Here is a 14,836-nt window from a genome sequence, read left to right on the forward strand (position 1 = left end):
TCCAGATACTTTTTGTTCAGGCCGCGGTTTTGGCGGCTTTTGGCGCTGGCTTGCTGGCCGCTTTGACGGAGACGGGGGCCGCCTTTTTGGCGGCCATTTCGCCGAGCGCGCGCTTGTATTCCAGCGGAAACACCTTGACGAATTTGCCTCTGGCCTCGGCCCAGTTGTCCAGCAGTTCGCGGGCGCGCTTGCTGCCGGTCCAGCGGTTGTGGTCTTCCAGCAGCTTGCGCAACTGGGCTTCGTCCGTCTGGCCGCCGTGCCAGAGCGCCTGCTCGCCGCCAGCTTCCTGCTGGGCTACCGGCTGGACCTTTTCCAGCGACACCATGGCGGTGTTGCAACGCTTGGCAAACTGGCCGTCCTCGTCATACACATAAGCAATCCCGCCGCTCATGCCGGCTGCGAAGTTGCGCCCGGTTTTGCCCAGCACGGCGACGGTGCCACCGGTCATGTATTCGCAGCCATGGTCACCCGTGCCTTCGACGACCGCCGTGGCACCGGAGAGGCGCACGGCAAAACGCTCGCCCGCCACGCCGCTGAAGAAGGCCTCGCCGGTGGTTGCACCGTAGAGCACGGTGTTGCCGACGATGGTGTTCTTGACCGCGTCACCCCGGAAGTCAATGCTGGGACGCACCACAATACGCCCGCCCGACAAGCCCTTGCCGGTGTAGTCGTTGGCATCGCCAATCAGGTACAGGGTGATGCCTTTGGCCAGGAAAGCGCCGAAAGACTGGCCGCCTGTGCCCTCAAGCTGGATGCGCAGGGTGTCGTCCGGCAGGCCCTCCGGATGGCGCCGCGTCAATTCGCCCGACAGCATGGCACCGACGGTGCGGTTGACGTTGCGAGCAACCTCGATGAACTGGACTTTTTCGCCCTTTTCGAGGGCCGCTTTCGATTTTTCGATCAAGCGCACATCGAGCGCTTTTCCCAGCGCATGGTCCTGGTCCATGACATGCAGCCTCGGCACATCGGCCGGGACGTTGGGCTGGTAGAACAGGCGCGAAAAATCAAGACCGCCGGCTTTCCAGTGCTCAATGCCCTTCTGGGTGTCGAGCAGATCGGCGCGGCCAATCAATTCGTCGAACGAGCGAATGCCAAGCTGCGCCATCAACTGGCGCGCCTCTTCGGCGACGAAGAAGAAGTAGTTGACGACATGTTCGGGCTTGCCGCTGAATTTCTGACGCAGCACCGGATCCTGCGTGGCCACACCCACCGGGCACGTGTTCAGATGGCATTTGCGCATCATGATGCAGCCCTCGACCACCAGCGGCGCGGTCGCAAAACCGAACTCATCGGCACCCAGCAGCGCGCCGATCACGACGTCGCGGCCGGTTTTCATCTGGCCATCAGCCTGCACACGGATACGACCGCGCAGGCGGTTCAGCACCAACGTCTGCTGGGTTTCGGCCAGGCCGATTTCCCACGGCGAGCCCGCATGTTTGATCGATGACCAGGGCGACGCGCCGGTGCCGCCGTCGTGGCCGGCAATCACCACGTGATCCGACTTGGCCTTGGCCACGCCGGCAGCAATCGTGCCGACGCCGACTTCGCTGACCAGCTTGACGCTGATACTCGCACGCGGGTTGACGTTTTTCAGATCGTGGATCAGTTGGGCCAGGTCCTCGATCGAATAAATGTCGTGGTGCGGCGGCGGCGAGATCAGGCCGACGCCGGGCACCGAATAACGCAGCTGGCCGATGTATTCACTGACCTTGCCGCCCGGCAACTGCCCGCCCTCACCGGGCTTGGCACCCTGCGCCATCTTGATCTGGATCTGGTCGGCCGACACCAGGTATTCGGCGGTGACTCCGAATCGGCCCGAAGCCACCTGCTTGATGCGTGAGCGCAGCGAGTCGCCGTCTTGCAGCGGCAAATCAACTTCGACCACACCCTCACCAATCACACTCTTGAGCGTCTCGCCCTGCTTGATCGGGATGCCCTTGAGCTCCTGGCGGTAACGGTTCGGGTCTTCGCCACCTTCACCGGTGTTGCTCTTGCCGCCGATGCGGTTCATGGCCACGGCCAGTGTGGCATGGGCTTCGGTACTGATCGAGCCCAGAGACATGGCGCCAGTGGCGAAACGCTTGACGATCTCCTTGGCAGGTTCGACTTCGTCGATCGGGATGGCTTTGGACGGATCGATGCGGAACTCGAACAGGCCGCGCAGGGTCATGTGGCGGCGGTTCTGATCGTTGATGAGCTGGGCGTATTCCTTGTAGGTGCTCCAGTTGTTGGCGCGCGTGGCATGTTGCAGTTTGGCAATCGCGTCGGGCGTCCACATGTGGTCTTCGCCACGCACACGCCAGGCGTACTCGCCGCCGGCGTCCAGCATATTGGCCAGCACCGGGTCGCCGCCAAAGGCGGCCTTGTGCATGCGCAGGGCTTCTTCGGCAATCTCGAAGACGCCCATGCCTTCGACCTGGCTGGCGGTGCCAGTGAAGAACTTCTCAATGGTCACGCGGTTCAGGCCGATGGCCTCAAACAACTGGGCGCCGCAATAACTCATGTAGGTCGACACGCCCATCTTGGACATGATCTTGGACAGACCCTTGCCAATCGCCTTGACATAGTTGTAGACCGCCTTGTCGGTGCTCAGCTCGCCCGGCAGGTTTTTCGACAGCTCGCCCAGGGTTTCCATCGCCAGGTAAGGATGGACCGCTTCGGCGCCGTAACCGGCGAGCACCGCAAAGTGGTGGACTTCGCGAGCCGAGCCCGTCTCGACCACCAGACCCGCAGTAGTACGCAGGCCCTCCTTGACCAGGTGCTGATGAATCGCCGACAGCGCCAGCAGCGCCGGAATCGCCACCTGCGCGGGTTTGATACCACGGTCGCTGATGATCAGGATGTTCTTGCCGCTCTTGATCGCATCGACCGCTTCAGCGCACAGGGACGCCAGCTTGGCCTCCACACCTTCGCGGCCCCAGGACAGCGGGTAGGTGATATCCAGCGTGTAGCTTCGGAACTTGCCCTGCGTGTAGGTTTCGATGTCGCGCAGCTTGCGCATGTCGGCGACATTGAGGACCGGCTGACTGACTTCCAGCCGCATCGGCGGATTCACCTGGTTGATGTCCAGCAGGTTCGGTTTGGGGCCGATAAAGGACACCAGCGACATCACGATGGCTTCGCGAATCGGGTCAATAGGCGGGTTGGTGACCTGGGCGAACAACTGCTTGAAGTAGTTGTAGAGAGATTTGTTCTTGCTCGACAACACCGCCAGCGGGCTGTCGTTGCCCATGGAGCCAGTGCCCTCTTCGCCATTGACGGCCATCGGCGACATCAGGAACTTGATGTCCTCCTGGGTGTAGCCAAAAGCCTGCTGGCGATCCAGCAGCGAGTGCGACTCGGTCAGGCCCGAGCTCGATGCCGAGGTGGCACTGGCTTCGTCACTGCCCATCTTCGTTCCGTCCGTGGGCGCAGGAACGTTGGTGGCCTGAACATCATCCAGACGGATACGCAGGTTTTCAATCCACTGCTTGTAGGGTTTGCTGTGCGCCAGCGTGGCCTTGATCTCTTCGTCATCGACCATGCGACCCTGTTCCAGATCAATCAGGAACATCTTGCCGGGCTGCAGCCGCCACTTGCGCACGATCTTGTTTTCGGGAATGGGCAACACACCGGACTCCGACGCCATGATGACCAGGTCGTCGTCGGTGACACAATAACGCGAGGGCCGCAGGCCGTTGCGGTCCAGCGTGGCGCCGATCTGGCGGCCGTCGGTGAACACGATGGAAGCCGGGCCGTCCCACGGTTCCAGCATCGCGGCGTGGTATTCGTAGAAGGCCTTGCGGCGCTCATCCATGGTGGTGTGCTGCTCCCAGGGCTCTGGGATCATCATCATCACGGCCTGGCTGATCGGGTAACCGGCCATGGTCAACAGTTCCAGGCAGTTGTCAAACGTCGCGGTGTCGGACTGGTCAGCAAAACTGATCGGATACAGCTTTTGCAAATCGGCGCCCAGTACCGGCGAAGACATCACGCCTTCACGCGCCTTCATCCAGTTGTAGTTGACCTTGACGGTGTTGATCTCGCCGTTGTGAGCGACATAGCGGTAGGGATGCGCCAGCGGCCACTCGGGAAAGGTGTTGGTCGAAAAACGCTGGTGCACCAGGCCCAGGGCCGACACGCAGCGCGGGTCGGTCAGGTCCATGTAGTAGGTGCCGACCTGGTCGGCAAGCAACAGGCCCTTGTAGACCACTGTGCGGCTGGACATGCTGGGCACGTAATACTCTTTGCTGTGCGTGAGTTTCAGACGCTGGATGGCAGCGCTGGCTGTTTTGCGAATCACATACAGCTTGCGCTCCAGTGCGTCCTGCACGATCACATCGTTGCCACGGCCAATGAAAATCTGGCGCAGGATGGGTTCCTTCTTGCGCACCGTCGGCGACATCGGCATGTCGCGATTCACCGGCACGTCGCGCCAGCCCAGCAGGACCTGGCCTTCAACACGCACCGCACGTTCGAGCGCCTGTTCACAGGCCAGGCGCGAGGCATGCTCCTTGGGCAGGAACACCATGCCGACGCCGTATTCGCCGGGCGGCGGCAAGGTGACGCCCTGCTTGGTCATTTCCTCGCGGTACAGCGCGTCCGGGAGCTGGATCAGGATGCCGGCGCCGTCGCCCATCAGCTTGTCGGCGCCGACCGCGCCGCGGTGGTCCAGGTTTTCAAGAATCTTCAGACCCTGCTGGACAATTGCATGGCTTTTATGGCCCTTGATGTGCGCCACAAAACCGACGCCACAGGCATCGTGTTCGTTGGCCGGACTGTAGAGACCGTTTTCTTCAAAATGCCTGATTTCAGCAGCCGTGGTCATGGCGCACTCCTGGTCGATGGGTGGACGGCGGCGGTGGCAAAGAATGCACAGCCGACCCTGTCCTGCCTGGTTTCATAAATTTTCGCTGGATAGACAGCATAGTGCAGTGCAACAACAATGCCAAGCCAAACAATTAGGGTCAGATTCTTATTGATTTCGCTGGAAATCTGTCAACAATTAATTGGGGACATGTTAAAAAATGGGAATTTCTCAATCAAATCAAGCCACGAGACTCAAGGTCGCGCTTCACGCGCTGGACGACCTGCCGTATTTTTGCTCACTCTTCGTGCCGTGCGTGTTTGCAAATCGGCGACAAAAGCAGCATCACCCAAGGCCCAGCCATTCAAGGTGGATTGCGTCAGCGCCACTTGCCGATCAGCCGACACCCCGCCATGCACCATTTCTGCGTAGGCGGCCTCACGTGCAAATGGCGTGTTGCCGAGCGTCCAGAACAGCGGATGCGGCGTCACCAGCCTGTCCACCCGCAGGCCGGCGTAGTGGCCATGGCTGGACCACGGGTAGTCGCGCGCCTGGGCCACCAGTCCATGGCGCACGGGATTGAGGTCGATGTAGATCATGCACGGCAACAGGTAAGTTTCGGGCTGGATCACGGTGGATCGATAGCGCCCTTCCCACAAGGTGCCGGTCCGACCCTGGCTGTCGTTGAAATAGCGCACGTAACGCCGGCCTATGGCCTGCATCATCTGCGGCACAGCCCCTGTGGTTTCCGGCGTCGCCAGCAAATGGAAGTGGTTGTCCATCAGCACATAGGCGTGAAGGGACACAGCGAACTTTCTGGCGCTCTCGTCAATCAACGCCAGCAAGGTCTGGTAGTCGGCTGCGGACGTGGCAATGGCCTGCCGGTTGTTGCCGCGCTGGATGACATGCTGCGGATAGCCGGGAAGGGTGAGACGGGGAAGACGGGCCATGGGGTGATGCGCTGAGGTGCAGCGCATCATAAAGCGGATCTGTCCCCGATTAGCGAACCACCTTGCCGTCAGGCGTGATGGTGACCAGATCCACCAAGCGCACGGATTCGTATTTTTTGGCGCGCAGATTGACGCGATAACCGCCGACGTCGTAGTCGGTGATGGACTCAAACGCTTTCTGGAGCGCTGCCCGGTCCACCTTGCCACCTGCGGCGCTGCGCCTCACGCCTTCCGCAAACGTGCGGGCGGCGATGTAGCCCTCGACACTTTCATAACTCGGGTTCTGGTCGGTCTGATTCAATACGTCCAGGTATTCCTTGATGATGGGCGTCCCCGCACTGCGCGGCGACGGCACCACCTGGGAGATGACAACGCCGCCAATCTCCTTGCCTAGTGCCGTGAACAGCGGATCGATTCCGACCACGGAAAAGTTCAGGAACTGACCGGCGAAACCGGTTTTTCGCATGGCGCGGATAAAGGCGGCGGAGGTATTGAACAGGCTGACCTGGATGATGGCCTGGGCATTGGACTTGGCCAGCAAGGCTACCGCCGCATCCACCTTGTCACTGTTGACTGGAGAAAAAGCACTTGCTACCAACGGCGGCAGCTTCAGGTCCACCAGCGCCTGGTTGACCGCCGCGAGCCCGGCGCGACCCATGGCGTCGTCTTCAGCAAACACTGCAATGCGACTCTGGTTGAGCGTCGCGCAGTGGCGCACCATCTTGTAGGCCTCATCGGCCAACGCCGGCCGGATATGGAATGCATTGCGCAGGGAAGCATCGCGCAAAGCGTCGGACGCTGCAAAAGGCGCAAAAAACAGGGCGTTTGCGGATTTGGCAATGGCGAAGGCCGCATCACAGCTCGCCGTTCCGACAAAACCGAACAAGGCATCGACGTCCTCATCGATCAGTTGTTTGGCGTTGTCCGCAGCCTTTGCCGGGTTGTAACCATCGTCGAGCGCCTTGACCTCAATCCGGTAACCGGCCGCACCATTTTTGGCGTTGATCGCATCGAAATAGAGCTTGGCACCGTTCAGGTAGGCCAGGCCAATCTGGTCGGCCGCACCGGTCAAAGGGACCGATTGCCCGATCACCAGTTTGCGGCCACCCTTCCCTGTCTGAGACCAGACCGCAGGACTGAAAACTGCTGCACCAGCAGACAAAGCGCTCACGATGAGTGCACGACGATGGATTTTCATACAAGCCTTTGCGAGAGTTTCCGCTGCTTACGCAAGATGGATGCCGCCCCCGGAGCGGATCAGCTTTTGTAAGAAATTGAACAATGGTGAAGGTTAATTCTTTCACCCCTCGAATAGCGGGGCGCCGGATGCCAACACGTTATAAGGTTATGCCGGCCTGCGGCTGCCAGCGGACGGTAAATGGATACTCAAGCCCGTCTGAGTAGCATCTGGATGCGCCAAGCCAACAATAGCCCGGCCACTGAGCAGGCCCCGGTCACCACCCAAGTCCATTGCCAGTGACCGGCCTGCGCGGCCACACCCGCCACCAGCGGTGGCCCGAAGAATTGCCCCAGTGCTGACCATTGCTGCACCCAGCCGACGGTGGTCGGCACTGCTTGCGCGCCCGGCGCGAGCCGAACCGCGAGACTGAACAGCGTTCCGGGAATCAGGCCGCCGAACATGGAAAACACCAGCACGGCGAGGTACTGTATTTTCGGATGGGCCGCGACGCCGAAAGCGACCAGGGTACCAAGAGCCATCGCCACAAAACCCGTTGCCAGCAAGGCGACAGGCGCCGTGCCGCGGTGCAACAGGCGGCCTGCGGCCAGGTTGCCGATGATGTTGACGCCTGCGGCCAACGCCGTGAGCCAGGCCGTGGCGCCCGCCGCCACGCCGGCCTGCGCGTAGATAGACGGAAGAAATCCGACCACAGCCATCCATTGCCCCGAATACATCGCAAAACTCAGGGCCACCAGCCAGGCACCGCGCGATCGCAAGGTCAGCATGAGCAAGGCGCGCCACGGGGACGTCTCTGCCCTCAACGGCGGGCCCGCTGGCAGACCCGGCGCCTGCCTATCGGCTGGCACCCGCAAAAAGACCAGGGCCGCCAGCACCACCGCCAGAGCGGACAGGCCCCACCACCACAAACGCCAGCCCCAAGCAGCATCGGCCAGCGACATCACTGCAGGGCCGGTCAGCAAGGCCAGCGCCGCACCCAGCGGCATGTAAGCACCCCATCCGCCGAGCACCCGGCTCAACTGCCCGGCGGGCACCAGCACGCGCAGCAATCCGGGCGCGGGTAATACCACGCACAAAAAACCAAGACCCTCCAGTGAACGAGACAACAGCAAGGCGGCGGCGGTCTGCGCGGCGCCGCCCAGCGCGCTGGCCCCGGCGAGCACCAGCAAGCCGGTCAGCACACTTCGCCGCGGGCCCCAGCGCTGGATCAGCAAGCCGGCAGGCAGGCCCAACGCCATGCCCGCGAGTTGCACCAGCGAAAGTAAAAACCCCGCCTGAAGCAGCGACACCCCCATGGCCTGCTGCAAAACCGGCAGCGCCGGCGGCAACTTGGCAACATGCAGCGCAGCCACCACCCCAGCGGCAATCACACACCCGGCGGGATGCAGCAACTTCACGCGGGGAAGGCCACGCGGCCGATCAGGCGTTCATGTTCCCTGGCAGCAAAACGGTCCGTCATGCCGGCAATGTAATCGGCCACCACACGTTCGGGCTTGGCCGGCGTTGCGGCACCGGCCGGCGGGCTGCTTTCCAGCCGATCAAACCTGTCGGCGTGCGCCTGCGGCATTTCAGCTGGATCGGCCATGTAGGCCGCAAACAGCTCCCGCACCACCTGCTGCGCTGTTTGTGTGGTCTCGACAACCTGCGGATGACGGTACAGGTTTTGCAGCAGAAAGCGCTTGAGGGAAGAGGACCTCGCAGCCATGTCTTTGCTGAAACAGACGAGGGGCGGACTCAGCCGCGCGGCCTGCACGCTGTCCACGGCGGCGGCGGCCAGTGCGGCGCGCGTGGCATCCATCACGTCATACACCTGGGCGCTGAGCATGCGGCGTATGGTTTCAAACAGCAGCCGGCGCCCCTGAAGACCGGGATACTGCGCCTGCGTTTCGCGGCAATGCTGGTCAAAAAGTGGCACTTCCGCCAGTTGCTCCAGACTCAGCAAGCCAGAGCGCACGCCGTCGTCGATGTCATGGGCGTTGTAGGCGATCTCGTCGGCCAGGTTGGCGAGCTGGGCCTCCAGGCTGGGCTGCTGCGCCGGCTGCCCCTGGTCCGCAGCCAGAAAGCGCCGCGCCACACCGCCGGGCTCGCGCGCTTCGATGCGTCTGGCGTTTCGGCGAGAGCAGTGCTTGAGGATCCCTTCTCTTGTTTCAAATGACAGGTTCAAGCCGTTGTAGTCGGGGTACCGCTCCTCCAGCGTGTCCACCACGCGCAGGCTCTGCAGGTTGTGCTCAAAACCGGCGCTGTCAGGGTTGTGGGTTTTGAGGCAGGCATTGAGCGCATCCTGCCCGGCATGGCCAAAAGGCGTGTGCCCCAGGTCATGCGCCAGCGCAATCGCTTCAACCAGATCCTCGTTCAGGCGCAAGGTACGGGCAATGGAGCGGCCGAGCTGGGCAACTTCGAGCGAATGCGTCAGGCGGGTGCGGAACAGGTCGCCTTCGTGGTTCAGGAACACCTGGGTCTTGTAGACCAGCCGGCGGAACGCGGTGGAATGCACAATGCGGTCGCGATCACGCTGAAATGCGGAGCGCGTGGGGGCGTCTGGCTCCGGATGGCGTCGGCCACGGGAGTCGGCAGGGTCGCAGGCGCAGGAGGCCAGCATGGTCATGGTCTATGCATTAAATCGGCCTCCAGCCCATAACCAACAAGCGCATGAAGCTATTATTTCGATAGCGATCGTGAATCGCTTTCAGTCGCAACTGGCATCAATGACTTCGCGCACCAGTGCGTCCGGGGCACCGCGAACCACGGCACTGCCCGGTGTATCAATCACCACGAATTTAATTTCGCCAGCTTCCGCTTTTTTGTCCACGCGCATCAGTTCCAGGTAACGCCCGGCACTGTCGGTCGGTGACAGCCGCGGTCCGGTGACCGGCAACCCGGCGCGCGCGACGAGTGCTCGCAAGCGTTCGACAAAAGCGCCATCTACGAGCCCCAGGCGGTGCGACAGGCGCGCCGCCATCACCATGCCACAGCCAACCCCCTCACCGTGCAGCCACTGCCCATAACCCAGCCCTGACTCGATGGCATGGCCAAAGGTATGTCCAAAATTCAATATGGCGCGCAGACCGGTTTCGCGTTCGTCCTGGCTGACCACTGCCGCCTTGATCTCGCAGCTGCGCCGGATCGCGTGCGCCAGAGCGTCAGGCGCGCGTGCCAGCAAGGCGTCCAGGTTGTCTTCTATCCACTCGAAAAATGCCATGTCGGCGATGGGGCCGTATTTGATGACCTCTGCCAGACCAGCGCTGAGCTCGCGCGGTGCAAGACTCTGAAGCACGTCGAGATCGCAGATCACGCGCTGCGGCTGGTAGAAAGCTCCCACCATGTTTTTCCCCAATGGGTGATTGATGGCGGTTTTTCCCCCCACCGACGAATCCACTTGGGCGAGCAGCGTCGTGGGAATCTGCACAAAAGGCACTCCCCGCATGTAGCAGGCCGCGGCAAACCCCGTCATGTCGCCAATCACCCCACCGCCCAGTGCATACAACACGGTTTTGCGGTCGCAGGCCTTGGCCAGTAAAGCGTCAAAAATGAGCTGCAGCGTGGCCCAGTCCTTGTGGACTTCCCCATCGGGCAAAACCACCAGCATGACTCTTTGATAGTGCGCTTCAAGGGCCCGCCGCAAGGTCGGCCCATACAGCGGCGCCACCCGGGTATTGGAAACAATCAGTGCGGTGCTGGCAGACGGCAGCCCTCCATAACTTGCTGGATCTCCCAGCAAACCTGCGCCTATGACAATGGGGTAACTGCGTACGCCCAGGTCGATATGTACCTGTTGCGCCGCTTGGGGTGTGTGTGCTCGCATGGGACCCAAGTGTAGAGGCTTCACTGGCTGGCCCGCAGCGTCGATCTCCTGACGAAGGGGGCGTGAACGCAGCGGTGTCGATCAGGCGGCGCTGGGGCCAGCAGCCACTATCGGCCTCGCCTCCGTGAGCGAAACAACACCGCCCTGCTCAAGCAGGAGGACCACGGCATTTACCAGCGCCGCGACCGACGGTTTCCCGGTTTCCACGGTGAATCTTGCACTCTCGCGGTACAAAGGGTCGCGCAACGCATACAGCTCGCGCAAGCGACCGAGGGGATCAGCTACCTGCAGAAGGGGTCGATTTCTGTCATGCCGCAGGCGCCGAAAAACCTCTTCCGGCGCGGAATGGAGGTAAATCCCCTGGGTACGCTGCTGGAAATGCTGTCGATTGGCCAAGCGCAACACGGCCCCGCCACCGCTGGCCAACACACAGGGCTCTCCCAGCGTCAACTCGTTGATGACATCCTGTTCCAGGTCGCGAAAAGCCTCTTCGCCGTTTTGCTCAAAAAATTCCCGGATGGACGCCCCGATGCGCCTTTCGATCACCTGATCGCTGTCGACGAAGGGACGGTCCAGGCGTCTGGCCAAGTGCCGACCCACGGTGGACTTTCCCGAACCGGGTAGTCCGACAAACGCGATATGGGCAGGCGTCACAAAAAACTCACAGGAGCGGACGCAGGACAAGCATCCAGCGCTAACGCGCCGGTACTCAACGCAGGGCAGCTCCGTTGGAAATCATTTTCGGCGAAATGAAAACCAGCAACTCCGACTTGTTGGCCGTGCGGGTACGGGTCTTGAACAAGTTGCCTACGGCGGGCAAGTCACCAAGCAAGGGCACTTTGGTCACATCCTCGCGCTCGTTCTGCTCAAAAATTCCCCCTATCACTACCGTGCCCCCGTTTTCAACCAGAACCTGGGTCTGGATATGTTTGGTGTCGATTGCAAATCCATTGGCCGTTGCCCTGCCGACGCTGTCTTTGTTCACGTCCACCTGGAGAATGATATTGCCCTCTGGCGTGATCTGCGGCGTCACTTCGAGCTTGAGGTTGGCCTTGCGGAAAGCGATCGATGTGGCGCCACTGGAGGTTGCCTGCTGATAGGGCAACTCGGTGCCCTGCTCAATCAGAGCCTTGACCTGGTCGGCCGTCACAATGCGGGGACTGGACACAATTTTGCCCTTTCCATCGGCTTCCATGGCTGAAATTTCAAGATTCAGAAGCCTTGTCACCGAGGAGGTAAATAGGGAAATTGCAAAAGTACCTGCCTGAAACCCGTTTTGACCGACACCAGGCAAATTGATGAAGTCTCCAGTTGTCGTTCCAAAATTACTGCCCAGCACTGGAGCTGCGGGTGTGGTTGGCGGATTGATATAGGTCGGCCCGAACGAGACATTACGCCCCCCATCGAGGGAAAACGGTCGCCCTCCCAGTCGCACACCCAACGACTTGCCAAAAGTGTCAGAGGCCTCCACGATGCGCGCTTCAATCAACACCTGCCGTACCGGAATGTCAATCTTTGCAATAAAGCTCTGAACCTGCTCCAGCTTGGACGGAATATCGGTCACAAACAACTGGTTGGTCCTGGCCTCGGCAATTGCGCTGCCTCGATTCGACAATATCCGGGCGCTGGTTGGGCCGGTACCACCGGCTGTGATTTGGGCGGCGATCTCCGCAGCTTTGGCGTAATTGATCTGGAAGGATTGCGTGCGTACCGATTCCAGCGTTTGAATGGCGTTGCGCGATTCAAGATCGAGCTTGTCCTTGGCGGCCAACTCATCTTTGGGCGCGATCAGCAGCACATTGCCGGTTTTACGCATGCCCAGACCTTTGGCCTGCAAAATGATGTCCAGTGCCTGATCCCACGGCACATCCTTCAGCCTCAGGGTGACTGCACCCGTGACACTGTCAGAAGTCACGATATTGAAGTTGGTGAAGTCCGCAATCACCTGCAGCAAGGACCGCGTTTCGATATTCTGGAAATTCAGTGACAGCTTTTCGCCGGTATACCCTGGGCCTTGCGACAGCTTGGACTCGTCGATTTTTTGCTGGCGCACCTCCAGCACAAACTGGTTGTCGCTCTGATAAGCACTGTGCTCCCATGCGCCCTTGGGCTCAATCACCATACGCACCTTGTCGCCTATCTGAGAGGTGCTCACACTCTGCACCGGGGTGCCAAAGTCGGAGACGTCGAGCCGCCGACGCAAACCTTCGGGAAGCGCGGTTTTCAGAAACTCCACGACCAGGGTCTGCCCTTGCTGCCGGATGTCAACGCCGACCTGGTTGTTCGCCAGATCAACAACGATCCGTCCGGAAGCATCTATGCCACGGCGAAAATCGATGTCCTTCAAAGGCAGGGTGTCGCGGTTGCGATTTTCCGCAAAAACCGGGGCTGCGACGGGAGAAGGTGCAGCGACCGCAACCGGCTCCAGCGTAATCAACAAGGACTTGCCCTGGATCTGCGCGGTGTAAGCGGTTGATGCCTTGAGGTTCAAGACCACTCGCGTCCTTTCGCCCGCCTGGACCACATTGGCGGACCGGAGATTGCCCAGATTCAACTCCAGTGCGGAACGCCCCATGGAATTGCTGACCCCCGGAAAATCAAGCGCTATTCTTGCTGGCGTTTGAATCGTGAATCCGGTAGGAACCGCCGTCAATGCCTCTTTGAGGTCAATGCGGATCACTTCCGAGCCGCCTTGAACAGACCCGGTAACCGACTCGATGGCATTCGGCGTCTGCGCCCAGGTGGGCAAGGCCAGCGCCGCGGTCAGCAGGGCAGCCACCAGGGTCCTGCAAGCCGAGGTCAACGGCGATACCCAGTCAACGGGGCCCGCATGCATCATCCATGGATTCTTGTTCATTTCGACCCTTCTTGAAGCTGTATCGTCACCGCTCGCTCTAACCACTCGCCCCCAGCGTCCTGCACGATTTCACGCAGCGCGACCTCAGTTTCAGATATTTTGGTAATCCGGCCATAGTTTTGACCCAGATAGTTGCCAACACGCACCTGATACAGCAAATTGTCCACCCTCACCAATGCCACCGGTTGCCCCTGTTTAACAAGGCTCCCCACCATGGACACCGCGTCCAGGGGCATGGCCTCCAGCGCCTCTTTGCGCCGATTCAACTCGGGCGCAATCAGTGCCGCATTGGCAGTGGCCTTATTGGAGTCGCGGCTCAGCGCCTGGGTGAGTTTCTGGCTACTGAACGGCTCTATCGCGCCCTCCTGCGTATAGGCTTGAGGGGAAAATTTGGTGGGCTCGGGCAACGGCTCGATACGTGCTTTTGTCTGCGCGCGTTGCTCAGTCATCCACTGCTGCAGCTCTGCCTGCTCGCCAGAACCGCAAGCCGCCAACCCCGCGCACAAGCCGGTCGCCAAAATAAATGCCCGCAACGGACCGAAGCAAAGGGAAGTCATTTCTTGGCCTCTTTCCCGGGCGCTGTGGTTTTGCGCTGCAGGATGACTTCCTCAGGATCGAGGTACCGGAAAGTTTTAGCGGTAGTCTCCATGCTCATCGAGCCATCCTTGACCGGGGCAATCGAGATGTTGTTCAGCGTCACGATGCGCGAGAGATTCGCGATGTCTGCGGCAAAGGCGCCCATGTCGTGGTAGCGCCCTGTCACCTTGATGGATATCGGCAATTCGGCGTAATACTCCCTCACGCTGACCTGACCTGGTCTGAACAGTTCAAACTGCAGGCTGCGACCCAAGCCAGCCTGATTGATATCCGACAACAAAGCGTCCATCTCGGCCTTGCTGGGCAGCTGCTTTTCCAGCTGGGTTACATACTGCTGTACCTGCTCGCGCTGCTTTTTCAGGGCATCCAGGCTAACCGCCTGCGTCAATTTTTTCTTGTAATCCTCGCGCAGCTGCAATTCCTTGGCTTGTTCGGCCTTAAGTTCATCGTCTGATGAGCTCAACCATACAAACCAGAGCGCCACGACAACGACGGCGGTCACACACATGCACAAGACGTACCGCGGAAACGCTGGCCAGGACGGCGGGTCGTTGGGATTGAGCCCGACAAACTGCCCCTTGAGCGCTTGTAGAAGTGCGGGAAAATCTGGTTTGAAAGTCGCGATACTTGCCATGGTCAGTGCCTG

10 protein-coding genes are annotated in these 14,836 nt (G+C 60.6%); all 10 read right to left on the reverse strand.

Annotated features, from left to right (window positions below; genetic code table 11):
• Positions 1–16: 16 nt before the first annotated feature.
• A complete protein-coding gene (locus tag Q8L50_RS12490) occupies positions 17–4,807 on the reverse strand; it encodes a glutamate synthase-related protein (protein ID WP_305348954.1) in 4,791 nt (1,596 codons plus the stop codon).
• 233 nt (positions 4,808–5,040) lie between these two features.
• Positions 5,041–5,736 carry a transposase gene (locus tag Q8L50_RS12495; protein ID WP_305348955.1) on the reverse strand — a complete coding sequence of 232 codons (696 nt, stop codon included), beginning with the start codon at positions 5,734–5,736 and terminating at the stop codon, positions 5,041–5,043.
• Positions 5,737–5,785: 49 nt separating this feature from the next.
• Positions 5,786–6,934, reverse strand: a complete 1,149-nt coding sequence (locus tag Q8L50_RS12500; RefSeq protein ID WP_305348956.1) for an ABC transporter substrate-binding protein — start codon at positions 6,932–6,934, stop codon at positions 5,786–5,788.
• A gap of 188 nt (positions 6,935–7,122) precedes the next feature.
• Entirely contained in the window at positions 7,123–8,331 is a 1,209-nt protein-coding gene (locus tag Q8L50_RS12505) for a CynX/NimT family MFS transporter (RefSeq protein ID WP_305348957.1), read from the reverse strand.
• Positions 8,328–9,539, reverse strand: coding sequence for a deoxyguanosinetriphosphate triphosphohydrolase (locus Q8L50_RS12510; RefSeq protein ID WP_305348958.1), 1,212 nt, complete (start codon positions 9,537–9,539; stop codon positions 8,328–8,330). Before Q8L50_RS12510 ends, Q8L50_RS12505 begins: the two co-directional genes overlap by 4 nt.
• A gap of 81 nt (positions 9,540–9,620) precedes the next feature.
• Positions 9,621–10,736 (reverse strand): 3-dehydroquinate synthase, encoded by a 1,116-nt coding sequence (gene aroB, locus Q8L50_RS12515; protein ID WP_305348959.1) that lies wholly within the window; start codon positions 10,734–10,736, stop codon positions 9,621–9,623.
• 81 nt (positions 10,737–10,817) lie between these two features.
• A complete protein-coding gene (locus Q8L50_RS12520; protein WP_305348960.1) occupies positions 10,818–11,390 on the reverse strand; it encodes a shikimate kinase in 573 nt (190 codons plus the stop codon).
• A 55-nt stretch (positions 11,391–11,445) separates the two neighbouring features.
• Entirely contained in the window at positions 11,446–13,572 is a 2,127-nt protein-coding gene (gene pilQ, locus Q8L50_RS12525; RefSeq protein WP_370869796.1) for a type IV pilus secretin PilQ, read from the reverse strand.
• Positions 13,573–13,589: 17 nt separating this feature from the next.
• The gene (locus Q8L50_RS12530) at positions 13,590–14,150 is read right to left on the reverse strand and encodes a pilus assembly protein PilP (RefSeq protein WP_305348962.1); all 561 of its coding nucleotides are present in this window, start codon (positions 14,148–14,150) and stop codon (positions 13,590–13,592) included.
• Positions 14,147–14,824: a type 4a pilus biogenesis protein PilO gene (locus Q8L50_RS12535; protein WP_305348963.1), complete on the reverse strand. Its 678-nt coding sequence runs from the start codon at positions 14,822–14,824 to the stop codon at positions 14,147–14,149. Before Q8L50_RS12535 ends, Q8L50_RS12530 begins: the two co-directional genes overlap by 4 nt.
• Positions 14,825–14,836 lie beyond the last annotated feature (12 nt).

The sequence above is a fragment of the Polaromonas sp. genome (assembly GCF_030680935.1).
GTDB lineage: Bacteria > Pseudomonadota > Gammaproteobacteria > Burkholderiales > Burkholderiaceae_C > Polaromonas.